General features: G+C 71.6%; 23 protein-coding genes. 15 read left to right on the top strand and 8 right to left on the bottom strand.

The annotated features are described in order from the left end of the window. Positions 1-24 precede the first annotated feature (24 nt). The gene (hutI, locus tag ACH4EB_RS32565; protein ID WP_398351787.1) at positions 25-1,269 is read left to right on the top strand and encodes an imidazolonepropionase; all 1,245 of its coding nucleotides are present in this window, start codon (positions 25-27) and stop codon (positions 1,267-1,269) included. Positions 1,270-1,449: 180 nt separating this feature from the next. Continuing rightward, positions 1,450-1,878: a hypothetical protein gene (locus ACH4EB_RS32560; RefSeq protein WP_398351786.1), complete on the top strand. Its 429-nt coding sequence runs from the start codon at positions 1,450-1,452 to the stop codon at positions 1,876-1,878. A gap of 111 nt (positions 1,879-1,989) precedes the next feature. On the opposite strand, the gene ACH4EB_RS32555 is transcribed toward ACH4EB_RS32560, so the two are convergent. Further along, on the bottom strand, positions 1,990-2,808 hold the full coding sequence (locus tag ACH4EB_RS32555) for an RNA polymerase sigma factor SigF (protein WP_398351785.1): 819 nt from the start codon (positions 2,806-2,808) through the stop codon (positions 1,990-1,992). Between the two features lie 450 nt (positions 2,809-3,258). Between ACH4EB_RS32555 and ACH4EB_RS32550 the strand changes: the two genes are divergently transcribed. The 6 genes from ACH4EB_RS32550 to ACH4EB_RS32525 all read left to right on the top strand — a co-directional run bounded on the left by ACH4EB_RS32550 (position 3,259) and on the right by ACH4EB_RS32525 (position 9,478). Next, positions 3,259-3,627, top strand: coding sequence for an STAS domain-containing protein (locus ACH4EB_RS32550; RefSeq protein WP_031009365.1), 369 nt, complete (start codon positions 3,259-3,261; stop codon positions 3,625-3,627). 181 nt (positions 3,628-3,808) lie between these two features. After that, positions 3,809-4,306 (top strand): ATP-binding protein, encoded by a 498-nt coding sequence (locus ACH4EB_RS32545; RefSeq protein ID WP_365843991.1) that lies wholly within the window; start codon positions 3,809-3,811, stop codon positions 4,304-4,306. A gap of 401 nt (positions 4,307-4,707) precedes the next feature. Beyond that, on the top strand, positions 4,708-5,484 hold the full coding sequence (locus tag ACH4EB_RS32540) for an LPXTG cell wall anchor domain-containing protein (RefSeq protein WP_398351784.1): 777 nt from the start codon (positions 4,708-4,710) through the stop codon (positions 5,482-5,484). A gap of 66 nt (positions 5,485-5,550) precedes the next feature. Continuing rightward, on the top strand, positions 5,551-6,540 hold the full coding sequence (locus tag ACH4EB_RS32535; RefSeq protein ID WP_398351783.1) for a hypothetical protein: 990 nt from the start codon (positions 5,551-5,553) through the stop codon (positions 6,538-6,540). Between the two features lie 272 nt (positions 6,541-6,812). Then, the gene (locus ACH4EB_RS32530; protein ID WP_398351781.1) at positions 6,813-8,003 is read left to right on the top strand and encodes a hypothetical protein; all 1,191 of its coding nucleotides are present in this window, start codon (positions 6,813-6,815) and stop codon (positions 8,001-8,003) included. Then, on the top strand, positions 8,003-9,478 hold the full coding sequence (locus tag ACH4EB_RS32525; protein WP_398351780.1) for a hypothetical protein: 1,476 nt from the start codon (positions 8,003-8,005) through the stop codon (positions 9,476-9,478). Before ACH4EB_RS32530 ends, ACH4EB_RS32525 begins: the two co-directional genes overlap by 1 nt. 151 nt (positions 9,479-9,629) lie before the next feature. Here the strand turns inward: ACH4EB_RS32525 and ACH4EB_RS32520 are convergent, their stop codons facing one another. Next, positions 9,630-11,159: a peptide MFS transporter gene (locus ACH4EB_RS32520; protein ID WP_398351779.1), complete on the bottom strand. Its 1,530-nt coding sequence runs from the start codon at positions 11,157-11,159 to the stop codon at positions 9,630-9,632. Between the two features lie 521 nt (positions 11,160-11,680). Between ACH4EB_RS32520 and ACH4EB_RS32515 the strand changes: the two genes are divergently transcribed. Both ACH4EB_RS32515 and ACH4EB_RS32510 read left to right on the top strand, forming a co-directional pair. Beyond that, entirely contained in the window at positions 11,681-12,361 is a 681-nt protein-coding gene (locus ACH4EB_RS32515; protein WP_385238189.1) for a response regulator transcription factor, read from the top strand. Between the two features lie 59 nt (positions 12,362-12,420). Beyond that, positions 12,421-13,668, top strand: a complete 1,248-nt coding sequence (locus ACH4EB_RS32510) for an ATP-binding protein (protein ID WP_398351777.1) — start codon at positions 12,421-12,423, stop codon at positions 13,666-13,668. Positions 13,669-13,700: 32 nt separating this feature from the next. Here the strand turns inward: ACH4EB_RS32510 and ACH4EB_RS32505 are convergent, their stop codons facing one another. Together ACH4EB_RS32505 and ACH4EB_RS32500 are read right to left on the bottom strand one after the other, a co-directional pair. Then, positions 13,701-14,231 (bottom strand): GtrA family protein, encoded by a 531-nt coding sequence (locus ACH4EB_RS32505; RefSeq protein ID WP_398351776.1) that lies wholly within the window; start codon positions 14,229-14,231, stop codon positions 13,701-13,703. 135 nt (positions 14,232-14,366) lie between these two features. Next, positions 14,367-14,804, bottom strand: a complete 438-nt coding sequence (locus ACH4EB_RS32500; RefSeq protein WP_398351775.1) for a protease inhibitor I42 family protein — start codon at positions 14,802-14,804, stop codon at positions 14,367-14,369. A gap of 144 nt (positions 14,805-14,948) precedes the next feature. Here ACH4EB_RS32500 and ACH4EB_RS32495 point away from each other — a divergent pair, with 144 nt between their 5' ends. The 3 genes from ACH4EB_RS32495 (at position 14,949) to ACH4EB_RS32485 (ending at position 17,937) form a co-directional block, all read left to right on the top strand. Then, positions 14,949-16,145 carry a 5-(carboxyamino)imidazole ribonucleotide synthase gene (locus ACH4EB_RS32495; protein ID WP_398351773.1) on the top strand — a complete coding sequence of 399 codons (1,197 nt, stop codon included), beginning with the start codon at positions 14,949-14,951 and terminating at the stop codon, positions 16,143-16,145. A 104-nt stretch (positions 16,146-16,249) separates the two neighbouring features. Beyond that, entirely contained in the window at positions 16,250-16,753 is a 504-nt protein-coding gene (gene purE / locus ACH4EB_RS32490) for a 5-(carboxyamino)imidazole ribonucleotide mutase (RefSeq protein WP_398351833.1), read from the top strand. After that, entirely contained in the window at positions 16,750-17,937 is a 1,188-nt protein-coding gene (locus tag ACH4EB_RS32485; RefSeq protein WP_398351772.1) for a dipeptidase, read from the top strand. The genes purE and ACH4EB_RS32485 overlap by 4 nt, the downstream gene beginning before the upstream one ends. A gap of 117 nt (positions 17,938-18,054) precedes the next feature. Here ACH4EB_RS32485 and ACH4EB_RS32480 read toward each other — a convergent pair whose 3' ends face one another. Further along, complete coding sequence (locus tag ACH4EB_RS32480; RefSeq protein ID WP_398351771.1) at positions 18,055-19,395, bottom strand: UDP-glucose dehydrogenase family protein; 1,341 nt, start codon at positions 19,393-19,395, stop codon at positions 18,055-18,057. Positions 19,396-19,592: 197 nt separating this feature from the next. Between ACH4EB_RS32480 and ACH4EB_RS32475 the strand changes: the two genes are divergently transcribed. Continuing rightward, entirely contained in the window at positions 19,593-20,765 is a 1,173-nt protein-coding gene (locus tag ACH4EB_RS32475; RefSeq protein WP_398351769.1) for an acyl-CoA dehydrogenase family protein, read from the top strand. Positions 20,766-20,956: 191 nt separating this feature from the next. Here ACH4EB_RS32475 and ACH4EB_RS32470 read toward each other — a convergent pair whose 3' ends face one another. The 3 genes from ACH4EB_RS32470 to ACH4EB_RS32460 all read right to left on the bottom strand — a co-directional run bounded on the left by ACH4EB_RS32470 (position 20,957) and on the right by ACH4EB_RS32460 (position 23,169). Next, positions 20,957-21,145 carry a hypothetical protein gene (locus ACH4EB_RS32470; protein ID WP_398351768.1) on the bottom strand — a complete coding sequence of 63 codons (189 nt, stop codon included), beginning with the start codon at positions 21,143-21,145 and terminating at the stop codon, positions 20,957-20,959. Between the two features lie 3 nt (positions 21,146-21,148). Further along, positions 21,149-21,283, bottom strand: a complete 135-nt coding sequence (locus ACH4EB_RS32465) for a hypothetical protein (protein WP_398351767.1) — start codon at positions 21,281-21,283, stop codon at positions 21,149-21,151. A gap of 587 nt (positions 21,284-21,870) precedes the next feature. Then, entirely contained in the window at positions 21,871-23,169 is a 1,299-nt protein-coding gene (locus tag ACH4EB_RS32460) for an LCP family protein (RefSeq protein ID WP_398351766.1), read from the bottom strand. A 260-nt stretch (positions 23,170-23,429) separates the two neighbouring features. On the opposite strand from ACH4EB_RS32460, the gene ACH4EB_RS32455 reads away from it, so the two are divergent. Next, on the top strand, positions 23,430-23,978 hold the full coding sequence (locus tag ACH4EB_RS32455) for an acyl-CoA thioesterase (RefSeq protein ID WP_398351765.1): 549 nt from the start codon (positions 23,430-23,432) through the stop codon (positions 23,976-23,978). The last annotated feature ends 52 nt before the right edge of the window (positions 23,979-24,030 follow it).

Raw genomic sequence — 24,030 nt, 5'->3', positions numbered from 1 at the left:
CGGCCGAAGGAGAGCACCCCCACGATGAACCACCCCGCCACGGCCGCGGAGCGCGCCGCCGCCGGCCGCACCACCGCCATCACCAACATCGCAAGCCTGGTCACCAACGATCCCTCCCTCGGCGAAGGCCCCCTCGGTCTGATCCAGGACGCGGCCGTCGTCTTCGACGGCGACCGCGTCGCCTGGGTCGGTACGACAAGCAAAGCACCCGCCACTGACAGTCACGTCGACGCCGGGGGCCGCGCGGCGCTCCCGGGCTTCGTCGACTCCCACTCCCACCTGGTCTTCGGCGGTGACCGCACCGCCGAGTTCAACGCCCGGATGTCCGGCCGCCCCTACTCGGCCGGCGGCATCCGCACCACCGTCGCCGCCACCCGCGCCGCCACCGACGAGGAACTGCACGCCAACGTCGCCAAGTACCTCGCCGAGGCGCTCCGTCAGGGCACCACGACCCTGGAGACCAAGTCCGGCTACGGCCTGACCGTCGAGGACGAGGCCCGCGCCCTGCGCATCGCCGCCGCCCACACCGACGAGGTCACCTTCCTCGGCGCGCACATCGTCTCCCCCGACTACGCCGACGACCCCGCGGGCTACGTCGACCTCGTCACCGGCCCGATGCTGGACGCCTGCGCCCCGCACGCCCGCTGGATCGACGTCTTCTGCGAACAGGGCGCCTTCGACGGGGACCAGGCCCGTGCCGTCCTCACCGCGGGCAAGGCCAGGGGCCTGCTCCCGCGCGTGCACGCCAACCAGCTCCACCACGGGCCCGGCGTCCAGGTCGCCGTCGAACTCGACGCCGCCTCCGCCGACCACTGCACCCACCTGACCGCCGCCGACATCGACGCGCTGGCCAACAGCTCGACCGTCGCCACGCTGCTGCCCGGCGCCGAGTTCTCCACGCGCGCGCAGTGGCCCGACGCGCGCCCCCTGCTCGACGCGGGCGCCACCGTCGCCCTGTCCACCGACTGCAATCCGGGCTCGTCCTTCACCAGCTCGATGCCGTTCTGCATCGCGCTGGCCGTACGGGACATGAGGATGACCCCTGACGAAGCCGTCTGGTCCGCCACCGCGGGCGGCGCCGTGGCCCTGCGCCGCACCGACGTCGGCCGCCTCGCCCCCGGCGCCCGCGCCGACCTCACCCTCCTGGACGCCCCCTCGCACGTCCACCTCGCCTACCGCCCGGGCGTACCCCTGGTCTCCGGGGTCTGGCACCGGGGCGTACGGGTCCGGACGGAGGCGTACGGGCTGAACGGCGGCGTACGCGTCTGAACGGCGGCGGCTTCGGAGGATTCCGGTACCGGTCCTGACGAAGATCACGTAATGTCCGGTTCCCGATACGAACAACTGTCGCAGCCACCCGCACAGTCGGAGCGACCGCCGCCGGAGACAGCTCCGCCGCGGCCCGCTCCGGTGCACGACCGGGGTGGCAGCGCGGGGGAAAGGAACCTCATGAAGTCGACCCGCCTCAAGGCCCGCCTCGCGGGCGCCGCGGCCACCGCCGTCGTCCTCGGCGGCGCCGCACTGGCCACGGCGCCGGCCGCCGCGGCGAAGGCGAACCTGGTCTCCATCGACAAGGTCACGCTCAGCGGGCAGCACCTCTCGGTGGCCCTCGGCTACTCCTGCGACACCGGCTACACCTTCGGGCTGACCGGCAAGGTCACCAAGGCCGACGAGAAGGCCGACCCGGTCTCCTCGGCCACCGGTGCCGTCCCGGCCGGCGAGATCACCTGCGACTACGGGACCCGTGCCCTGAAGCTGAACCTGGCGCAGGCTCCCGGCTCGCACTTCGCCCCGGGCGACGACGTGAAGGTCACCGTCGACTTCACGGAGGAGAACGGCCCGGGCCTGCCGGGCGAGGAGATCGTCACGACGCTGTAGGCGCGCGCACAGCAGAGGAGGGCCCGTCCCGAGCATCCGGGGCGGGCCCTCCTCCGCGCGGGCGGGTGCCGGCTCGTCAGGCCGGCCGCGACCGCGGAGTGTTCGCCGGTCTCACTCCTCGACCATCAGCCCCTTGCGGAGCCGTACGAGCGTGCGCGACAGCAGGCGCGAGACGTGCATCTGGGAGATGTTCAGCTCCTCGCCGATCTCCGACTGCGTCATGTTGGCGACGAAGCGCAGGGAGAGGATCTTGCGGTCCCGCGGGGGCAGCTCGGCGATCAGCGGCTTGAGCGACTCCACGTACTCGATGCCTTCGAGGCCGTGGTCCTCGTAGCCGATGCGGTCGGCCAGCGCGCCCTCGTTGTCGTCCTCCTCCGGCTGGGCGTCCAGCGAGCTGGCCGTGTAGGCGTTGCTCGCGGCCATGCCCTCGACGACCTCGTCGTTGGTGATGCCGAGGCGTTCGGCCAGCTCGCTGACCGTCGGGGAACGGTCCAGCTTCTGCGCCAGCTCGTCACCGGCCTTGGCCAGGTCCAGGCGCAGTTCCTGCAGGCGCCTGGGCACCCGTACGGACCAGCTCGTGTCCCGGAAGAAACGCTTGATCTCGCCGACGATGGTCGGCATGGCGAACGTCGGGAACTCCACGCCGCGGCTCAGCTCGAAGCGGTCGATCGCCTTGATCAGGCCGATGGTGCCGACCTGGACGATGTCCTCCATGGGCTCGCTGCGCGAGCGGAACCGGGAGGCCGCGAACTTCACCAGCGCGAGGTTGAGTTCGACCAGGGTGTTGCGGACGTACGCGAATTCGTGGGTGCCTTCTTCCAGCGACTCCAGGCGCTCGAAGAGGGTCTTGGACAGGGCCCGGGCGTCCACCGGCCCCACCTGGTCGTACGGGGGGATCTCGGGCAGCCCGTCGAGCTCGGGGATTCCCATTGCATCCGATGCGGACGGTTCAGATGTGATCTGCGGGGAATGAGTCGTTCGGGACTGTTCGGGCAGGGCGGCCTCGGACAGGACGGCCTCGGTGAGAGCGGCCTCTGCGAGGGTGGTCTCTGACAAGGGAGTCGACGACGCGGTCTCCGTGGTGTCTTCGGTGCGCAATTCGTCGAGCCGGGGTGACATGTTGTCCTCCATCGTTCTCGGCATATGGCTGCCGATGCCTCTACGCGAAGCTGCGGTGTGCGGCGCCTCCAAAGCCGGCCGTTTCGAATGTGTCCTTACTACGCCTACCTGGGTTTGCCGGAAGATGGCAAGTGCGTGTTGTCCTGGTTTGCAGGGAAGTACGTATTGTTCGGCTACCAGCCTTGTGGATCGAAGGCGTAGTGTTCGGTCAGCGCAGTCGTAAGCAATCGGACGCCGAGACAGCAAGAGGGGTGCACGCGCATGGACCGCGGGACGGTCGGCAGTGCCAGTCGGGGACGGCTCAATGTCGCGATCCGGCATCAGGGTGCCAGCGCGATCGTGACCGTAGCGGGTGAGCTGGATCACCACACCGCGGACCTGTTGCGGGAATCACTTGAGGGGTGCGTCGCGGACGGCTTCGCGCGACTGGTCGTCGACTGCTCGCAACTGGAGTTCATGGACTCCACCGGCTTGAACGTACTGCTCGGCGCCCGCCTGAAGGCGGAGGCCGGGGGAGGCGGGGTACATCTGGCCGGAATGCAGCCGGTGGTGGCGCGAGTCTTCGAGATCACCGGCGCGGACGCGGTGTTCACCGTGCACGACTCCCTCGACAAGGCTCTCGCCGACTGACGGCGGCGGCGCAGGTGGTGCACTACGGGGGGTTCCTCCCGTATGCGTTGCCCGCGTCACAACTTCCGTACCCAAGAAGTGGGTGTTCTCACGGTCCCGTCGGGCAGGAGACATCTGAATCTGTTGAATCTGTCAGGTAACCGCTATCCGTGAAATGGCGAATCGGTGAGGTGAAGCGCTGATGAGCACCACCCGGCCGTACCCGCCGGGCGACCTCGGCCCGGAGCCGGGCAACGCCGGCGCTCCCTCCGCCTCCCCGGCCGTCCCGGCCGGCCAGATCCGCAGGCTGCGCCTGGCGGGTGTGCAGGGAGCCGTCGCGCGGGCCCGTGACTTCGCCCGGCAGGCCCTCCACGACTGGGGCTGGCTCCCGGCCGCCGGTGCCGACCAGCGGGCGGCCGCCGAGGACGTCCTGCTCGTGGTCTCCGAGCTGGTCACCAACGCCTGCCTGCACGCGGAGGGGCCCGAGGAACTGCGGCTGCGCAGCAACGCCAAGGTGCTGCGCCTCGAAGTGACCGACCTCGGCGCGGGCTCGCCCGCGCCCCGCACCCCCCACCGGGCGGGGCGGCCCGGCGGGCACGGCATGTTCATCGTGCAGCGCCTGTGTCTGGACTGGGGTGTCGTACGCAACCCCGACGGCACGGGCAAGACCGTGTGGGCGGAGCTGGCGGCTCCCTCTTAGGGCCCCCTGGGCGGGGCCCTCCTTCGCGCTCCGGGGCGGCGAGGCGCGGCGCGCGGGGCGCCACCGAAGCCGTCGGGCCGGCGTGGCCCGGTGGCCGTGGGTGAGCGGCCGGGGGCGCGCGGTCGGGGTGCGGCCTGTTGTTTCCGTACGGGCGCGTCCGCGTCCGGAACGCGGATGCGCACCCCCTGTGCCTCAAGGCGCCCTCCTGCACTTCAAGCGCCCCCTTGGCCTCCCCCTGCCCGTCATCCGCTCTTCCTGTCTTCCCCCGGCGTCCCGCACCGTACGGATCCGGCCTGTTCTGTGACTTCCCTCGACAAGGTCCCCGGCGTACCTTGAGCCACCGATCTGATGTGCCGTCAGTAACATCGGGCGGCGCTCAACCGCGAGAAGGGGAACTCAAGGTGGCCCGCTTCTACGAACAGCACGCCGCGCGCCCCCGCCGCCGCGCGGCCGGCCTGGCCGCGGCCGTGGCGCTGACGGCGGGGTCCGCGGTCCTGCTCGCCGCGCCGGACGCCCGGGCCGACGTCGTGGACGTCAACTACCAGTGCAAGACGCCGATCGGGAACAAGGGCGCGGTCTCGCCCATCGACATCAGGAGCACGCGCAGCGCAAGCGCGTACAAGCTCGTGATGTCCTTCCGGAAGGGCGTCTCGTCCAGCCCCGTCGAACTGGGCGCCGGTGCCATGAAGCCGAGCGCGCTCATCAAGCTGGGTGGCGCGGAGAGCGGCACCGTGCCCGTGTCGGGGCCGCCCAACGACAAGGCGGTTCCCGCCAACACGCCCATAAAGATCAGTGACTTGAGCGGGACCTATACGCCCAAGCAGAGCGGCAAGGTCACCTTCACCGCCTCCACGCTCACCATCAAGGCCCTCGGGACGACCACCACCTGCACGCCCGCCAACAACCCGAAGCCGTCGCTCACCCTGGACGTCAAGAGCGCGGGCGGAACGGGCAGTTCCGGGACGGGCAGTACCGGAACGGGTGGTTCCGGCAGTACGGGTGACAGCGGCACCGGCAGCGGCGCCGGGGGATCGACGGGCACCTCCGGCGGCGGAGAGCTGCCGCAGACCGGCCCGGCCGACTCCGCCGTCGCCCTCGGGACACTCGGCGGCACGGTGCTCCTCGCCGGCGCGGCAGGCGTCCTCTGGCTGACGCGGCGCCACCAGCAGCACGCCTAGACCCCGGCCGCCCGCGCACGCGTACCAGTACGAGCACCAGGACCTGCACCAGCCCAGGAGCCGCCGATGCCGTCCCGTACCCGCTCGGTGGTCTCGGGCGCAGCCCTCGCGACCGCCGCCGCGCTGCTGAGCCCGGCCGGGGCGTACGCCGGGCCCGTCCCCGGCCCGCCCGCCCCGGGCCCGGAGGGCGGGCGGTGGACCGCCGCGCCCGCCCCCGGCGGCGGGACCCGGCCGAGCGCCCGGGACCGCCCGTACTTCTACCTGGAAGGCGCGCCCGGCGCGGTCCTGAAGGACCGGCTCTCGCTCACCAACCCTGGTGGCGGTGCGGTGACGCTCCGGCTGCGCGGCGGGCCGACCAGGGCCGGCGGCTGGATCTCCACGGCGGGCAGGGAGATACGGGTGCCGCCGCGTACCCGGGCGGACGTGCCCTTCACCGTGACCGTCCCCGGGGACGCGACGCCGGGCGACCATCCGGCCGCGCTCGTCGCCGAAGGGGGCGGCCGGGCGGCCACGGTCCCGGTGCATCTGCGGGTGACCGGGCCCGCGCTCGCCGCGCTGAGCGTCGAGGACGTGGCGGTGGAGCGCCGGGGGAGCGCGGCGGTCATCCGGTACGTGCTGGTCAACCGCGGAAACACCGCGCTCAGGCCACGGCTCGCGGTCGACGCCGACGGGCTTTTCGGCCCGGTCCTGCGCCGCGCCGCGCGCCCCCTGCCCGGCACGCTGCCGCCGGGCCGCCGGATGCCGCTGACCGAGCCGTGGCCCGATCCGCCCGTGCTGGACTCGGTGGACGTACGGCTGACGGTCACGGCGGCGGGCGGCGCGCACGGGACGGCGGAAACGTCCTGCACGGCGGTGCCGTGGGGTGCCGCCGCGCTCCCGCCCGCGGGGCTGCTGACGGGCGCGGCCCTGTGGCGCATACGGCGCCGGAGGCGGGCCCCGGAGCCGCGGCAGGAGGAGCGCGCGGCTCCCGGGCCGGGGCCAGGGGCACGCACAGGGAGGCAGACAACGGCGCACCCGGCCCCCGCGGCGGCTTCCCGGGCGGGGACGGATACATGAGCGGCGCCGGGTGCGTGAGCGGTGACGGGCGCGTACGTGGCGGCGGATACGTGAGCGGCGCCGGATGCGTGAGTGGCGATGGTCCTGTAAGTGGTGGCGGACACGCGCGTGGCGGCGGGAGAGCGGGCCGCGCCGCGCCGGCGGCCGAGGGCGGGAGGGCGGGCGCCGGCGGGAACGCAGCCGCAGGCGGGGGCGCGGGCCACAGCGGATACGCGGGCGTGCGTGCCGGTGCGGGCGCCGGAGCGGAGCCCGGGCATCACAGGGGCGCGGCCGTGTCCGGCGGGACCGCGACGACGGTCCTGGCGCTCTCCGCCCTCTTCTGCCTCTTCCTCCTGCCGGTGACCGTGCCCCCGGCCTCGGCGGCCTCTCCGGGCTCGGCCGCCGCCCCGGCCGCCGCTCCATCCGCCCAGGACCCCCGTATCCAGCTCTCCGCCCGAGAGGCAGGCCAGGGCGGCACCCTCACCGTGACCGGCCGGGGCTGGCGGCCCAAGACGCTGCTCACCCTGCTCATCTGCGGGCAGAACATGATCGGCGGCACCAACGCCTGCGCCAACGGTGCCGGCCGGGCCGTGACCACCGGCCCGGACGGCTCCTTCCACAGGGACCTCCCGGTCGCCGAGCCGCCCAAGCCCTGCCCGTGCGTCGTGCACGCCGCCACCGTGACCGGCGCGCCCGCCACCGCCGACGCCCCGTTCACGGTGGCCGGGCACCCGGTCGCGCCGCTGCCGCGCCAGGACGCGGGCGGGCGGCTGAGCGTCCTGGCACCGCCGCGCCTGGAGGGCTCCGACAACCTGCTGACCTGGTTCGGCGCGCCGCCGCGGCGGCGGCTCGTGGTCACCGTGGGCAACGTCGGCTCCACCCCCGCCGAGGACCCGGTCTTCGAGGTCGGCACCTCGCACGGTGTCTTCGCCCCGCAGTGGGAGGAGCGGCAGTGGCAGGGGACCGTGCCCGCCGGACGGAAACAGCGGATCGAACTGCCGGTGGAGCTGCCCGCCGGGGCGCACGGCGACCACCTCGTGTCGCTGAAGTACGGCGGCAAGGTACTCGCCGAGCAGCCGTGGGGCGTGGGGCGGCCCTGGGGCGTGACGCTGTTCTGGGTCCTGCTGTGCGTCGTCGTGCCGGCCGCCGTCTTCCGCGTCGGCATGGCGCTTGTCGACCGCGTCCGCCCGCGCCCGGTAGCCGCCCGTACGCGAGGGCGGGGCAGGACCGCCCCGCACGCTCCACCGCGTACACCGGTCGCCGGACGCCACCGCGAGGCCCGCGCCCCGGGCCGGACCGGGCGGCTCTCCGGCCTGGCCGAACGGCTCCCCGGCCGCGGGCGCGCCCCCGCGCCCGGCGAGCCGGAGCCGCCCCCCGCGGACGGCGATGCCGCCGCCACCCTGCCGTGGTTCACCCCGGACACCGCACCGTCCGCCACCACAGCACCACCCACCGACCCGCCGACGTCGAAAGGTTCCCCGTGATGAGGCAACGCAGGAGAGCGAGCGCGGGCGGATTCGCGCTGATGCTCGCGGGTGCGGGCATTCTGGCGGCCGCCGGACCGGCCGGGGCCGCGGAGACGGCGTACCGGACCGAGTGCGTACCGCCGCCGATCTCGGGTCTGCCCGCGATCCAGGGCACCACCAAGGTCGAGGTGACCGCGCCCGCGACGGCGAAGGTCGGCGACGAGGTCGAGGTGGTGTGGCGGACGGTCGAGGCCGCGTCCAAGAACCCCGACATCCTCGACCTGGACAAGGACACCGTGCAGCCCAGCGGCAAGATCAAGGTGGCCGGCGCGCAGAGCGGCGAGCTGAGTGTCCAGGGGCCGCGGCAGAATCCGCCGATCCCCAGGAACAGCCCGATGAAGCTCTCGGACATGAAGGGCACCTTGAAGCTGGAGAAGCCCGGCGAGGTCACCCTCGCGCCCGGCTTCTACAACATCAACGTCAACAAGCCGATCTCCACCGACACGAAGTGCAGCCCGAAGGAGGAGGTGAAGCCCGCCGCCACGATCAAGGTCACGGAGGGCGGCGGCACCACCGGCGGCACCACCGGTGGCGGCACGGCCGGCGGTGACACCGGCGGTGGCACGGGAGGCGGTGACACCGGCGGCAGCGGCACCGGCGGGACCACGGGCGGCTCCACGGCGAGCGGCGGTACGAGCGGTGGTACGAGCACCGGCGGTACCGGCGGCTCCGGCACCGGTGGCTCGACCGGTGGCAGTGCCGGTGGCAGCACCGGCGGTACGGCCGGCTCCTCCGGCGGCGGAGGCGACCCCGACGGCACCTCCTACGAGGGCAGGCAGGTCCAGGTCCCGTACGCCTGCAAGACCCCCATCGGCGACAGGAAGGCCACCTCGCCAGTGCGGATCGACGCGACCAAGAAGGGCGGCGGGTACGGCCTGACGGTGACGTTCGCGAAGTCGGTGATGGACAGCCCGGCGGACATCCCGGCCGGTGCGGTCAAGCCGTCCATGGAGGTGCGGGTCGGCGGCGCCGACCGGGGCACCGTCCGGACCGAGGGCCCGGCGAACAAGGAACCGATCAAGTCCGGGCAGCCGATCGCGATCCCCGACCTGAAGGGCACCTACACCCCGGGCGCCACCGGCAAGGCGACCCTGACGCCGGGCGTGCTCACCGTCAACGCCCTGGGCACGACCACGACCTGCACCCCGGAGAAGGACCCGGGCGTCTCCCTCGCCCTGGACACGACGGCCCAGCAGGGCGGCACCAGCGGCGGCTCGTCCGGCGGCTCGGCGTCCGGCGGTGCCGGCGGGGCCACGGCGGGCGGCGGTTCGGCCGGTCCGGCGAGCGCGGGCGGTTCGTCGGGCGGCCTCGCGGAGACCGGCGCGGGCGACCACGGCGGCCTGCGGGCCCTGGCCCTGGTCGCGGGCACGGTGGTCCTGCTGGGCGGCGCCGTCTTCACCTTCGCGCCCGGCCGCCGGCTGCGGCACCGCTGAGCCCGTACCGCAGGCGGGTTCCGGCCCGCACCGGGTAACGGGCCGGGACCCGTACGCGAACGCCGGACAGCGGCGTACCCGCAAGGCAGAAGGGGCCCGGTGCCCTCTGGCACCGAGCCCCTCCGCGTATCAGGGACGCGTCACGAGCGCGTCAGCGGACGTCACCCATGGACGCCTCGATCTTCTTGCGGGACATCCAGATCGCGACACCGGCCAGCACGGCCAGGGTCGCTTCGGACGCCACCACCCCCACACCGCTGAGGTCGGCACCGGCCAGGGAGATCAGGCTGACCACGCAGTCACCGGTGGTGACGGCGAGGAACCACACGCCCATCATCTGGCTGGCGTACTTCTGCGGGGCCATCTTGGTGGTCACCGACAGGCCGACCGGGGAGAGGCACAGCTCACCCATGGTCTGGATCATGTAGACGGTGATCAGCCACATCGGGGTGACCTTGTCGCCGTCGGACGACATCTGCATCGGCACGATGAACACGAAGTACGAGGCGCCGACGAGCAGCATCGACATCGCGAACTTCACGACCGTGGTGGGCTCCTTGGAGCGCCGGGCCAGGGCCGTCCAGATCGCGGCGAAGACCGGCGCGAGCGCCATGACCCAGGCCGAGTTCACCGACTGGAACCAGGTGGACGGGAAGTGCAGGCCGAAGACCGAGTCCGCGGTGTTCTTGTCGGCGAAGACGTTCAGCGTCGAACCGGCCTGGTCGAAGATCATGAAGAAGATCGCGGCGGCGACGAAGAACCAGATGTAGCCGCTGACCTTGGTCTGCTCGGACTGCGTCAGTTCCTTGTCGCGCTTGATGCGCACCAGGACCGAGATCGGGATGATCATGCCGAGCAGGCTGATCGGGATCAGCGCCCAGTTGAGCGTGAAGGACCCGGTGGCCACGACGATGCCGTAGAAGACGGCCGCGATGACGACCCAGATCAGGCCCTTGCGCAGCCAGCTCATCCGCTCGTCGCGCGTGAGCGGGGTCGGTACCTGGCCGCTGCGCGGGTTCAGGTTGCGGGTGCCGAACAGGAAGCCGGCCAGGCCCAGCGCCATACCCAGACCGGCGGTGGCGAAGCCGACGTGCCAGTTGATGTTCTGGCCGATGGTGCCGACCACCAGCGGGGCGATGAAGCCGCCGAGGTTGATGCCGATGTAGAAGATCGTGAAACCGGCGTCCCGGCGCGGGTCCTGCGGACCGTCGTAGAGCTGGCCGACCATCGTGGAGATGTTGGCCTTCAGCAGACCCGAACCCAGCGCCACCAGCACCAGGCCGACGAAGAACAGGCCCTCGCCGGGCAGGGCCAGCGTGAGGTGGCCGGCGATCACGACGCTCGCGCCGATGGCCACGGTCTTGCGCGGGCCCCAGACCCGGTCGCCGAACCAGCCGCCGGGCATGGCGAGCAGGTAGACCATCGCCATGTAGACCGCGTAGATCGCCGAAGCGGTCGCGGCGGTCATGGCCAGGCCACCGCCCTGCTCGCCCACCTTGGCGTCGGCGCCGCCCGAGATGAGGTAGAGGACGAGGAGCGCCCTCATGCCGTAGAAGCTGAACCGCTCCCACATCTCGGTCATGAAGAGAGTGGCCAGTCCGCGGGGGTGGCCGAAGAAGGTTTTGCCGTCGCTGGCAGGGTTCCCCTGCGCGCCGGCGTCCTTCGTCAGGCTGGACGCCATGGTGCTTCCTAGGTGTGCTCGGGACGCGTGGGAGACCGCAGCGCGCCCGGGTCGGCTGACCGGCACCGGCGTCACGTTGCCCGCCCCCACGTCCTTGGGGGCCGACGCCACTGGCAGAGGAATCGGCAGGACAGTCGTGACACCGGGATCCACGCCCCCGTGCTGCTTCGCGCGGTGGACCCGGTCGACAGGTCATTCACTGTGTATCAAGACTGGAGGTACCAGCCCCGCACACAACAGGGACCGATGACGTCTCTTGAGAGTCATGGGTCCCGAGGCTGTGCTACGGACGTTGGGACACCATACGTCCAGCGACCGTACCGATGGGACGACTGAGACAACGGTCACATGATCAACCGGGAACCGTACCGGGGGTCGCACCTGCGGCGTCCGCCGTGCCCCGTGATCACCCGCCGGCCGCGAGCACGCCGCCGGCCCGCCGTCCGCGGGACGTTTTCCGGCCACCTCCGGGCGTACCGGGTGCCGCCCGTGGAGGCCGGACATCGGACTACCATCGGCCCATGACCCGTGTACTGCTCGCCGAGGATGACGCGTCCATCTCGGAGCCGCTCGCCCGCGCCCTGCGCCGCGAGGGTTACGAAGTCGAGGTGCGCGAGGACGGCCCCACGGCGCTCGACGCCGGTCTGCAGGGCAATATCGACCTGGTCGTCCTCGACCTGGGCCTGCCCGGCATGGACGGCCTGGAGGTGGCCCGCCGGCTGCGCAACGAAGGCCACTCCTTCCCCATCCTCGTGCTCACCGCCCGCGCCGACGAGGTCGACACCGTCGTCGGCCTGGACGCCGGTGCCGACGACTACGTCACCAAGCCCTTCCGGCTCGCCGAACTGCTCGCCCGCGTCCGCGCCCTGCTGCGCCGCGGCTCGTCCGTCGAGCCGCAGCAGCCGCCCGCGACCCACGGCGTACGGATCGACGTCGAGTCGCACCGGGCCTGGATGGGCGACGACGAACTCCAGCTCACCGCGAAGGAGTTCGACCTGCTGCGGGTGCTGGTGCGGGACGCGGGCCGGGTCGTCACCCGTGACCAGCTCATGCGCGAGGTCTGGGACACCACGTGGTGGTCGTCCACGAAGACGCTGGACATGCACATCTCCTGGCTGCGCAAGAAGCTCGGCGACGACGCGGCCAACCCGCGGTACATCGCCACCGTGCGCGGCGTCGGCTTCCGCTTCGAAAAGAGCTGAGCGCCCGCCGCCGGGCGGGAAGAAGTAGAAGAACGAACGCATCCCGCCCGGAGGACACCGTGCGCCGCCGTCTGATCAATTCCACCCTCGCCGTGGTGCTCGTCGTGATCGCCGTCTTCGGCGTCTCGCTCGTCATCGTCGAGACCCGCACCATCCAGTCGGGGGCGCAGGACAGCGTCGCCTCCGAGGCCGTACGGCTCGTCGGCATCGTCGAGAGCCGGCTGGGCAGCGGCGAGAAACTGACGCCCGAGATCCTCTCGGAACAGATCACCGCGAAGCGGTACGCCGAGATCAAGGTGCCGGGCAGGGCGCGCATCGAGATCGGCTCCCGGCCGACGGGCGACGTCATCGCCTCGACCCAGCACGGCGACCGCGGCGAGACCGTCACCGTCCAGGAGCCGCGCTCCGCGGTCAGCGCCGAGATCGGCCGGACGCTGCTGGTCATCCTGGCCGTGGCAATCCTCGCGATCCTCGCCGCCGTGGTGCTCGCCGTCCAGCAGGCCCGCCGGCTGACCGCCCCGCTGACCGATCTCGCGGAGACCGCCGAGCGCCTCGGCTCCGGCGACCCCCGCCCGCGCCACCGCCGCTACGGCGTGCAGGAGCTGGACCGGGTCGCGGACGTGCTCGACGCCAGCGCCGAGCGGATCGCCCGGATGCTCACCGCCGAGCGGCGGCTCGCCGCCGACGCCTCCCACCAGTTGCGCACGCCGCTGACCGCGCTCTCCATGCGGCTGGAGGAGATCACCGTCACCGACGACCCGGACACGGTGAAGGAGGAGGCCAGCATCGCGCTGGGCCAGGTCGAACGGCTCACCGACGTCGTCCAGCGGCTGCTGACCAACTCCCGCGACCCGCGCTCCGGCTCCGCCGTCGCCTTCGACCTCGACGAGGTCGTCAAGCAGCAGGTCGAGGAGTGGCGCCCGGCCTACCGCAGCGCCGGCCGGGCCATCGTGCGCTCCGGCAAGAAGGGGCTGCGGGCGGTCGGCACACCCGGGGCGGTGGCCCAGGTCCTCGCCACCCTGATCGAGAACTCGCTGATGCACGGGGACGGGACGGTGGCGCTGCGCACCCGGGTCACCGGCAACCAGGCGGTCGTCGAGGTCACGGACGCCGGCCGGGGCGTACCGCCGGACCTCGGTTCGCGGGTCTTCGAGCGGACGGTCAGTGGCCGGAACTCGACGGGGCTGGGCCTGGCCGTGGCCCGTGACCTGGCGGAGGCGGACGGCGGGCGGCTGGAACTCCTCCAGCAGCGCCCGCCGGTGTTCGCCCTCTTCCTCGCCCGCGAGGCCGAGCCGCACGCGGAGTGAGCCGGCGGCCGGTGGCCCGCCAGGAGCGCGCCCTAGTCGCGGGGCCGGTCGGCGGCGGCCGCGCGGGCCGTCTGCGGCGTCTGGGCGCCCTCCGCGAGGAAGGACTCCGCGGTCTCCACGGCCTTCCGCGCGGGCAGCGCGCGGAACACCCAGGTGCGGTAGGACCAGAAGCGGAAGAGCGTGGCCAGGCCGATGCCGAGGAACTTGAAGACGTTGCTCTGCAGCGAGGTGTCCCAGCCGAACCCGTACGTCGCCACGTACAGGACACCGTTCTCGATGACCAGGCCGATGACGCTGAACAGCAGGAAGAGCGTCAGCTCCTTGGTCCGGCCGTTCTTGTCGCGGTCCCGGTAGGTGAAGTAGCGGTAGCCGAGGTAGTTCGTGCCGGTGGCGACGACGGTCGCGATGACGCTGGCCCGGACGACGGGCAGCTCGGACAGGTGCCGTACGAGGTTGAAGACGGCGAAGTTGACGAGGACTCCCGCCCCTCCGACGGCGCCGAACTTCATGAGTTCGCGGGCCAGCGCGTCCAGTCGGGCCCGCAGTGCGCTCCGTTCACTCATCGTGATCGTTCAGCTCCTGTGGTGGGCGTTCGTGGGCGTTTCTGCGCGGCCGTCCCCGTGCAACCGCACGCTCATGCTAACCAGGGGACCTGTGTGCTGCCTGCCATCCGGGACGGCAGGGGCGTACGGGATATGTCAGTCCACGGTCACGCGGAACCGTCGGGTCCGGCTGTTCTCGTCCTGCTCGTCGGCCTGCGGGGTGCCGCAGCGGAAGCAGTATCTGAGAGTCACCTCGGTACGTCCGGCGCCCCGTGCCATGAAATCCACGTAGCGGATGCCCCCTGAGCCCGGGCGGACCGGCTCGTCGGCGTCGTAGTGGCCGCCGGTCTTCCGCAGTACGGCCGGGTCCGGCTCCGGTGCCGCCAGGACCCACCGGAAGCCGGTGGAGGGGTTGTCCTTGAGGCGGATCGAGAAGTGGGTGCCGGCGGAGACCGTGATCTCCCGGTCGTCCTCGTCGAAGACGACGGGGCCGGTGAGCTGTGTGATCACCGCGTAGACGGCGGCGGCCAGGGCGGCTGCCGCGACGACGATGCCCACGGTCCTGGTGCGCCCGGGTATCCGGCCGTCGTTCATGCGTTCCGTCCCCTCCGTGCGGGCGGCGAGCCTACCGCCCCGGCCGATCTCCGGGAGCCGGAACGGGGAGAGTGGCGCACTTGGGTTCGTAGGTTCCTCCAAGAGAGTGACGGAGCTGCGTGGGCGGGCGGATACCCTGGGGACGTGACGTTCCCGGTAGTCGGCATGGTCGGCGGCGGTCAGCTCGCCCGTATGACCCACGAGGCGGGCATCCCCCTCGGCATCAAGTTCAAGCTCCTCAGCGACACCCCGCAGGACTCGGCGGCCCAGGTGGTCAGCGAGGTCGTCATCGGCGACCACCGCGACCTGGACACGCTGCGCGCCTTCGCCCGTGGCTGTGATGTGATCACCTTCGATCACGAGCACGTTCCCACCGAGCATTTGAGGGCCCTGGAGGCCGACGGCATCCCCGTACGGCCCGGCCCCGACGCGCTCGTGCACGCCCAGGACAAGGGGGTGATGCGAGCGAAGCTCGACGCGATCGGGGCACCCTGCCCCCGGCACCGCATCGTCGCGGACCCGGAGGACGTGGCGCGGTTCGCGGCCGAGATCGGCGGGGGCGGCGCGCAGCGCCCCGATGCCGTGCGGTGGCCGGACGACGGGCGGGGCGGAGGGCTCGCCGTGGTCCTCAAGACGGTCCGTGGCGGCTATGACGGCAAGGGCGTGTGGGTCGTACGATCCTCCAAGGAGGCCGCCGAGCCGTTCCGCGCCGGGGTGCCGGTTCTCGCCGAGGAGAAGGTCCCCTTCGTACGGGAACTGGCCGCCAACGTCGTCCGCTCGCCGCACGGCCAGGCCGTCGCGTACCCGGTCGTGGAGTCCGTCCAGGTCGACGGCGTCTGCGACACGGTGATCGCGCCCGCCCCCGGTCTCTCCGGCGCGCTGTCCGGCCAGGCCCAGGAGCTGGCGCTGCGCATCGCGCACGAGCTCGGCGTGATCGGCCACCTCGCGGTCGAGCTGTTCGAGACCGCCGACGGCCGCATCCTCGTCAACGAGCTGGCCATGCGCCCGCACAACTCCGGCCACTGGACCCAGGACGGCGCGGTCACCTCGCAGTTCGCCAACCACCTGCGGGCCGTCCTCGACCTCCCGCTCGGCGACCCCCGCCCGCGCGCGCAGTGGACCGTGATGGCCAACGTCCTCGGCGGCGACTATCCGGACATGTATTCCGCGTACCTCCATTGCATGGCACGGGACCCGCAGTTGAAGATCCATATGTACGGAAAGGACGTGAAGCCCGGCCGCAAGGTCGGACACGTCAACACCTACGGCGACGACCTGGCCGACGTGCGCGAGCGCGCCGCGCACGCCGCCGGTTATCTGCGAGGAACCATCACCGAATGACCCACCCGTCGCCCGGCCACCACCCCTCATCGAGCTCCCCCACACTCCGTGCCGGGGGACCTCCGGCGCGCCCCTCCGAGGGCGCCCCCGTGATCGGCATCGTCATGGGCTCCGACTCCGACTGGCCCGTCATGGAGGCCGCCGCCAAGGCCCTCGACGAGTTCGAGGTCCCCTACGAGGTCGACGTCGTCTCCGCGCACCGGATGCCGCACGAGATGATCGCGTACGGCGAGGAGGCCGCCGGCCGCGGCCTGAAAGCGATCATCGCGGGCGCCGGGGGAGCGGCCCACCTGCCGGGGATGCTCGCCTCGGTCACCCCGCTGCCGGTCATCGGCGTGCCCGTACCGCTGAAGTACCTGGACGGCATGGACTCCCTGCTGTCCATCGTGCAGATGCCGGCCGGCGTGCCGGTCGCCACCGTCTCGGTCGGCGGCGCCCGCAACGCCGGACTGCTCGCCGCCCGGATGCTCGCCGCGCACGACCCCGACCTGCTGGCCCGGATGCGCGAGTTCCAGCAGCACCTGAACGAGCAGGCCACCGAGAAGGGCAAGCGGCTGCGCAACAAGGTCGCCTCCCCGGCCGGCTTCGGCTTCGGGAACGGCAGGTGAGCGCGTCCCTGGCGGCGGCCCGCGCGCTGCTCGCCGAGCACCCCGTCGTCGACGGCCACAACGACCTGCCCTGGGCCCTGCGCGAGCAGGTCCGCTACGACCTCGACCGGCGTGACATCGCCGGCGACCAGACCGGCCACCTGCACACCGACATCCCCCGGCTGCGGGCCGGCGGCGTCGGCGCGCAGTTCTGGTCGGTGTACGTACGGACCGACTACACCGGCGACCGGGCCGTCAGCGCCACCTTCGAACAGATCGACGTGGTGCGCCGGCTCGCCGACCGCCACCCCGGCGACCTGCGCCTGGCGTACACCGCCGACGACATGGAAGCGGCCCGCGCCGACGGCCGGATCGCCTCCCTGATGGGCGCCGAGGGCGGCCACTCCATCAACAACTCGCTGGCCACCCTGCGCGCGCTGTACGCGCTGGGCGTGCGCTACATGACGCTCACCCACAACGACAACATCGCCTGGGCGGACTCGGCCACCGACGAGCCGCGCGCGCACGGCCTCACCGCCTTCGGCCGCGAGGTCGTCCGCGAGATGAACCGCCTCGGGATGCTCGTCGACCTCTCGCACGTCTCCGCCGACACCATGCGGGACGCGCTGGACACCAGCGCCGCGCCGGTCGTCTTCTCGCACTCCTCCGCCCGCGCGGTCTGCGACCACCCGCGCAACATCCCGGACGACGTGCTGGAGCGGCTGCCCGCCAACGGCGGCATCGCGATGGTCACCTTCGTACCGAAGTTCATCCTGCCCGAGGCCGGCGACTGGACGCTGCGGGCCGACGAGAACATGCGCGCGCACGGCTTCCACCACCTGGACACCACCGCCGAGGGCATGGCCGTACACCGCGCCTTCGAGGCGGCGAACCCGCGCCCGCTCGCCACCGCCGCCACCGTCGCCGACCACCTCGACCACATGCGCGAGGCCGCCGGCATCGACCACCTCGGCATCGGCGGCGACTTCGACGGCACCGCCTTCACGCCCGCCGACCTCGCCGACGTCTCCGGCTACCCGAACCTGATCGCCGAACTCCTGGACCGGAAGTGGTCCACGGCCGACCTGGCCAAGCTGACCTGGCAGAACGCCGTCCGCACGCTGCGTGGCGCGGAGGACGTGGCGCGCACGCTGCGGGCCGGGCGCGGACCGTCCATCGCGACGATCGAACAGCTCGACGGCTGACACGGCCGGGGGCGCGCACCGCCCTGGCGGAGGGGCAGCACCCGCCGCGACGCCACGAGGGCCGGACTCCCCGGGGAGTCCGGCCCTCGTCGTTCGTCCTGGGAAGTTCCCCGCCCGTCAGGCCTGCGGACGGCCCAGTGCCCGGTACGTCCAGCCCGCCTTGCGCCACAGCTCCGGGTCGAGCGCGTTGCGCCCGTCCAGGATGCGCGGCGTGGCCACCACCTCGGCCAGCGCGGCCGGGTCCAGCTCCCGGAACTCCCGCCACTCGGTCAGGTGCAGCACCACATCGGCGCCGCGCACCGCCTCCGGCGCCGAGTCCGCGTACCCCAGCGTCGGGAACACGCGCCGCGCGTTCTCCATGCCCTTCGGGTCGTACACCGTCACCTGGCCGCCCTGGAGGTGGATCTGCCCGGCGACGTTGAGCGCGGGGGAGTCCCGTACGTCGTCCGAATCCGGCTTGAAAGTGGCGCCGAGGACGGCGACCCGGGTGCCCAGGAAGGAGCCGCCGACCGCCTCCCGGGTCAGCTCGACCATGTGGCCGCGGCGCCGCATGTTGATCGAGTCCACCTCGCGCAGGAACGTCAATGCCTGGTCGGCGCCCAGCTCACCGGCGCGCGCCATGAACGCCCGGATGTCCTTGGGCAGACAGCCGCCGCCGAAGCCGATACCGGCGCGCAGGAACTTCTTGCCGATCCGCTCGTCGTGGCCGATCGCCTCCGCCAGCTTCACCACGTCGCCGCCGGCCGCCTCGCACACCTCCGCCATGGCGTTGATGAACGAGATCTTCGTGGCCAGGAAGGAGTTGGCGGACGTCTTGACCAGCTCGGCGGTGGGGAAGTCGGCCACCACGAACGGCGAGCCCTCGGCCATCGGCTTCGCGTACACCTCCCGCAGCACCTCCTCGGCCCGGCCGCCTTCCACACCGATCACGATCCGGTCCGGGTGCAGGGTGTCCTGCACGGCGAAGCCCTCGCGCAGGAACTCCGGGTTCCAGGCCAGCTCCACGTCCGCACCGGCCGGCGCCAGCTCCGCGAGCCGCTTCGCCAGCCGCGCCGCGCTGCCCACCGGGACCGTCGACTTGCCGACCACCAGCGCCGGGCGCCGCAGCAGCGGGGCCAGCGACTCGACGGCCGACTCGACGTACGACATGTCACAGGCGTACTCGCCGTGCTTCTGCGGCGTGTTCACACACACGAAGTGCACATCGCCGAAGTCGGCCAGCTCCTCCCAGGAGGTGGTGAAGCGCAGCCGGCCGCTGGCGCCCTCGAAGCCCGCGACGTGCGCCCGCAGCAGCTCCTCCAGGCCGGGCTCGAACATCGGGGTCTCGCCCCGCTCCAGCATCGCGATCTTCGCCGGGTCGATGTCCAGCCCCATGACCTCGAACCCCAGCTCCGCCATGGCCGCGGCATGCGTCGCGCCGAGGTAGCCGGTGCCGATCACGGTGATCTTCAGGGCCATGGGTGCTCCAGGTGCATACGGGGAGGAGTGCGCTGCCTGAGCATAGTCGGGCCGGTGTCCGGCGGCCCGGGCCCGGTGGCCGGGACCTTACGGGTGCTGTCGGCTAACTCACGTACCCCGCCCGGCGCAGGGCCCCTAGAATTCGGGTTACTTAACGGTAGTTAGCACTGCACCAGCTCTCAGGGGAGTGAGAAACGTTGGCGGGAACCGCTGATTTCGATCTGTACCGGACGTCCGAGGAGCACGACATGCTCCGCGAGTCGGTGCGCTCGCTCGCCGAGGCGAAGATCGCCCCGTTCGCCGCCGAGGTGGACGAACAGGCCCGCTTCCCGCAGGAGGCCCGGGACGCGCTGACCCTCAACGACCTGCACGCCGTCCACGTACCGGAGGCGTACGGCGGCGCCGGCGCCGACGCGCTGGCCACCGTCATCGTCATCGAGGAGGTCGCCCGCGTCTGCGCCTCCTCCTCGCTGATCCCCGCCGTCAACAAGCTCGGCTCCCTCCCCGTGATCCTCTCCGGCTCCGAGGAGCTGAAGAAGACGTACCTGGGCCCGCTCGCCAAGGGCGACGCGATGTTCTCCTACTGCCTGAGCGAGCCGGACGCGGGCTCCGACGCGGCCGGCATGAAGACCAAGGCGGTACGCGACGGCGACCACTACGTCCTCAACGGCGTCAAGCGCTGGATCACCAACGCCGGCGTCAGCGAGTACTACACGGTGATGGCCGTCACCGACCCGGAGAAGCGCTCCAAGGGCATCTCCGCCTTCGTCGTCGAGAAGGACGACGAGGGCGTCTCCTTCGGCGCCCCGGAGAAGAAGCTCGGCATCAAGGGCTCGCCGACCCGCGAGGTCTACCTCGACAACGTCCGCATCCCCGCCGACCGCATGATCGGCGCCGAGGGCACCGGCTTCGCGACCGCGATGAAGACGCTGGACCACACCCGCATCACCATCGCGGCCCAGGCCCTCGGCATCGCCCAGGGCGCCCTGGACTACGCCAAGGGCTACGTCCAGGAGCGCAAGCAGTTCGGCAAGCCGATCGGCGACTTCCAGGGCGTGCAGTTCATGCTCGCCGACATGGCCATGAAGCTGGAGGCCGCCCGCCAGCTCACCTACGCCGCGGCCGCCAAGTCCGAGCGCATCTCCGCCGGCGGCAAGCCCGAGGACCTCACCTTCTTCGGCGCCGCCGCCAAGTGCTACGCCTCCGACGCCGCCATGGAAATCACCACCGACGCCGTCCAACTCCTCGGCGGCTACGGCTACACCCGCGACTACCCCCTGGAACGCATGATGCGCGACGCCAAGATCACCCAGATCTACGAGGGGACCAATCAGGTGCAGCGGATCGTGATGGCCAGGAACCTTCCGTAGCGGGGTTACCACAGGTCAGCGGCCCCATCCGGTGGTACTGGAGCGGTCCTCGGCTTCCGGTCCGCCGGGCCGGTCCGGGGTGCTCCCGGAGCCTTGCTCCTGTACGCGCGAATCTCCTTGACGCGGCCGCCCACGTGCTCGAACGCCCCTGTCGCGACCGGCGGGGGCGTTCGTTCGCCGGCTGGGACGACTCACACGGGACTGACTCCGGCCTGGGCCTTGATGGTGACCACGGCCTCTTCGGTGAGCCAGCGAAGGGGGACCACGGTCCACTTCTCGCCCTTGCGCATGACCACGGCGTCACCGTCCCTGGTACGTCCGACATGAACGAAACCGTGATCACGCCGCAGGTCTTTCGCCAGGTTCTCGCCGTGGATCACGCGTTACCTCCCTTCGCGGTCCTCGTCGTCGGCCACGCTGCTGTGCACGTCCCCGTTCTGAGAGACGCGGGTGCCGGGATCGGACGCCTGATCCTGGTTGGCGTACGGATCCCAGTCGTCCTCGTTCTTCTTGCCCATTCTCGCTTCTCGCCCGCTCCTTCCTGTCGAACACTGAGGTGCCGCAGGGGACCGGTCCCGGGCCGTCGTGCAATCCGTCGGTGGCCGTCGGGGCGCCGCCGCGGGAAGACGTTGCAGTCGGACACGGTGGCCATGTCGCCGCCCGCCCGCGCCCGATCGCTTCCGGGGGCGATGTGATGACCGTAGAACGCGGCGAGTGCAGGGCTCCACAAACTTGCACCGAATTGCACGCCGATTTGCTCGGCCGGTGAGCTATTGACGTTGTCTCCGCTGCCCGGTGAAGCTCGTGCAAGCACCTGGAACAGGGAGCCGGCCATGGCCGGGGAGTTCGTTGGCATCGACCCCGCCACCGACCGGGATCACTGCCCAGCGGTGGTGTCTCCGCCTTGGCCGGTGATCTCGGGAAAAGCTGGAGGAGCGTTCGGCGAAGAGAGCATCTGTGCAGATCAGAAAGTCGATCACCGAAAAGCATGCAGATTTACGAGGGCACGCGTCAGGTGCGGCGGATCGTGCCGCGCGGAATCTGCCGTGACGCCATCGACGTGCGAAAGCCCCGGGGCGGGGGCTTTCGCACCGTACCGTGCGGATTACTCGTTCCCACTCACCGTGACCGGCTCGTCGTTCTTGAGTTGTTCGACGAGTTTGGCGACCTTGGGTTTGTCCCAGCGGAGGTTGCCGCCGGTGGTGCCGGCGATGGGCATGTTCATCGACTTGCCGTCGCCGCCCGTGACGCCCTTCATGGCGAAGAACATCTGGCCCAGGTCGAACAGGCCCATGTCCTTGTCGACGATCACGGTGCCCAGGCCCGCGCTCATCGTCGGGTAGAGCTTGAACGGGTTGATGATCGTGCCGGGGGTGGCCGTCTGGTTGGCGAGTGCGGCGAGGAACTTCTGCTGGTTCTTCGTGCGGTCCAGGTCGCTGCCCGCGAAGGCGTAGCGGGTCCGGACGAAGGCCAGGGCCTGCTCGCCGTTGAGGGTCTGCTTGCCGGCCTGGAAGTCGGCGCCGGACTTCTTGTCCTTGAAGGCCTTCGGGATGTCCATCTCCACGCCGCCGATCGCGTCCACGATGCCCGCGAAGCCCGCGAAGCCGATCTCGACGTAGTGGTCGATGCGCAGGCCGGTGTTGTGCTCGACGGTGCGCACCAGCAGCTCCGGGCCGTCCTCGGCGTACGCCGCGTTCAGCTTGGTGTGGCGGCCCCTGGCCGCGTACTTCTTGCCGGTCTTGGAGCCGACGAACGAGGGGATCTCCACGTCCGAGTCGCGCGGCAGGGAGATCAGCGTCGGGCCGTTGCCGCCGTCGTGCAGGATCATCATCGAGTCCGTGCGCTTGCCCTCGGCGGAGCCGGTGTGCAGCTTCTTCTTGTCCTCGTCGGACATGCCCTCGCGGCTGTCGGAGCCGACGATCAGGTAGTTGGTGCCGTCGCCTTCCTCCGGCCGGTCGATGACCTTGCTCAGGTCGACCTCGCGGCGCAGCTTGCCGTCGGCCCAGAAGTACGTGGCGACCGAGGTGACCAGGAGCACGGCGACCACCGTCAGGACGGTCCATTTGATGCGGCGGCCCCAGTTGGGGGCGGGCCGCTGGGCGCCGCCCCGTCCGCCGCCTCCGCCGCGGCCCCCGCCGTAGACCTGGCCGGTGTTGTAGCCGTCGTCGTGGCTGTTGCCGTACGGGTCCTGGCCCTGGCTCTGGTGGGGGACCGAGGGGCGGCGCGGCGAGAGGTGCGGCGGCAGCGGCGGCTCGGGCGGCTGCTGCCCCGGCCCGGGAGCGGGGCCGCCGGGACCACCGGGCCCGCCGCGCCGTACGTGCGGCATGGGGCGCGCGCCCTCCGGCTCGGCGCCGCTGCCACGTCCGTACCGGTCTCTGTTGTCGGACCCAGGCCACTCGTTCATGGAGGAAGTCTGCCTGTCGAATGGCTCCCCCATACAGGGCAGGTACGAGATCGGGCCGTCGCTGTTGCAGAGCTGATGCAAAGTGACGCGGGGCGTCGCTTGCGTAATACGGACGGAGGTGATTATTCCGGCGAGGACCGCGCTGGCCGGGGGAGAGGGCGGGGCGGTGGTGACGGGGGGTGTCCGGAGCGTGAGGGGGTGAGAGTGGTGCGGGATGGGCGCGAGGGAAGGTACGCGCGCCCCGCGCATACAGTGGGCGCATGACCGATCTCGTCACCACCGGCCCGGAGGACGACCTTCCGGGCAAGCCCACCTCCGTCTCCCGTACGACGCTGTCGCACATCATGACGGCAGGCGACACCAACCTGCTCGGCACGGTGCACGGTGGCGTGATCATGAAACTCGTCGATGACGCGGCGGGCGCGGTCGCGGGGCGGCACTCCGGGGGGCCGGCGGTCACGGCTTCCATGGATGAGATGGCGTTCCTGTCGCCTGTGCGTGTCGGCGATCTTGTGCATGTGCACGCACAGTGCAACTGGACCGGGCGGACGTCCATGGAGATTGGTGTCCGGGTCATGGCCGAGCGTTGGAATGAGTCCACGCCTGCGACACAGGTCGGTTCGGCGTACCTGGTCTTCGCGGCGGTGGACGAGGACGGCAAGCCCCGTTCCGTGCCGCCGGTCGTCCCGGAGACCGACCGCGACAAGCGGCGGTTCCAGGAGGCGCAGATCCGCCGCACGCATCGTCTGGCGCGGCGGCGGGCGATTATGGAACTGCGGGAGCAGGGCGGCGCGGAGGACGGCGCGTAGTCACCTGCTTTTCGGTTCCCGGCGGTGACCGCCGGGATGTGCCATGCGCAGT

The sequence above is a fragment of the Streptomyces sp. NPDC018045 genome (genome assembly GCF_044327445.1).
Lineage (GTDB): Bacteria > Actinomycetota > Actinomycetes > Streptomycetales > Streptomycetaceae > Streptomyces.
The sequence above is the reverse complement of the archived record's forward strand: the minus strand, read 5'-3'. Positions and strand labels throughout refer to the sequence as shown.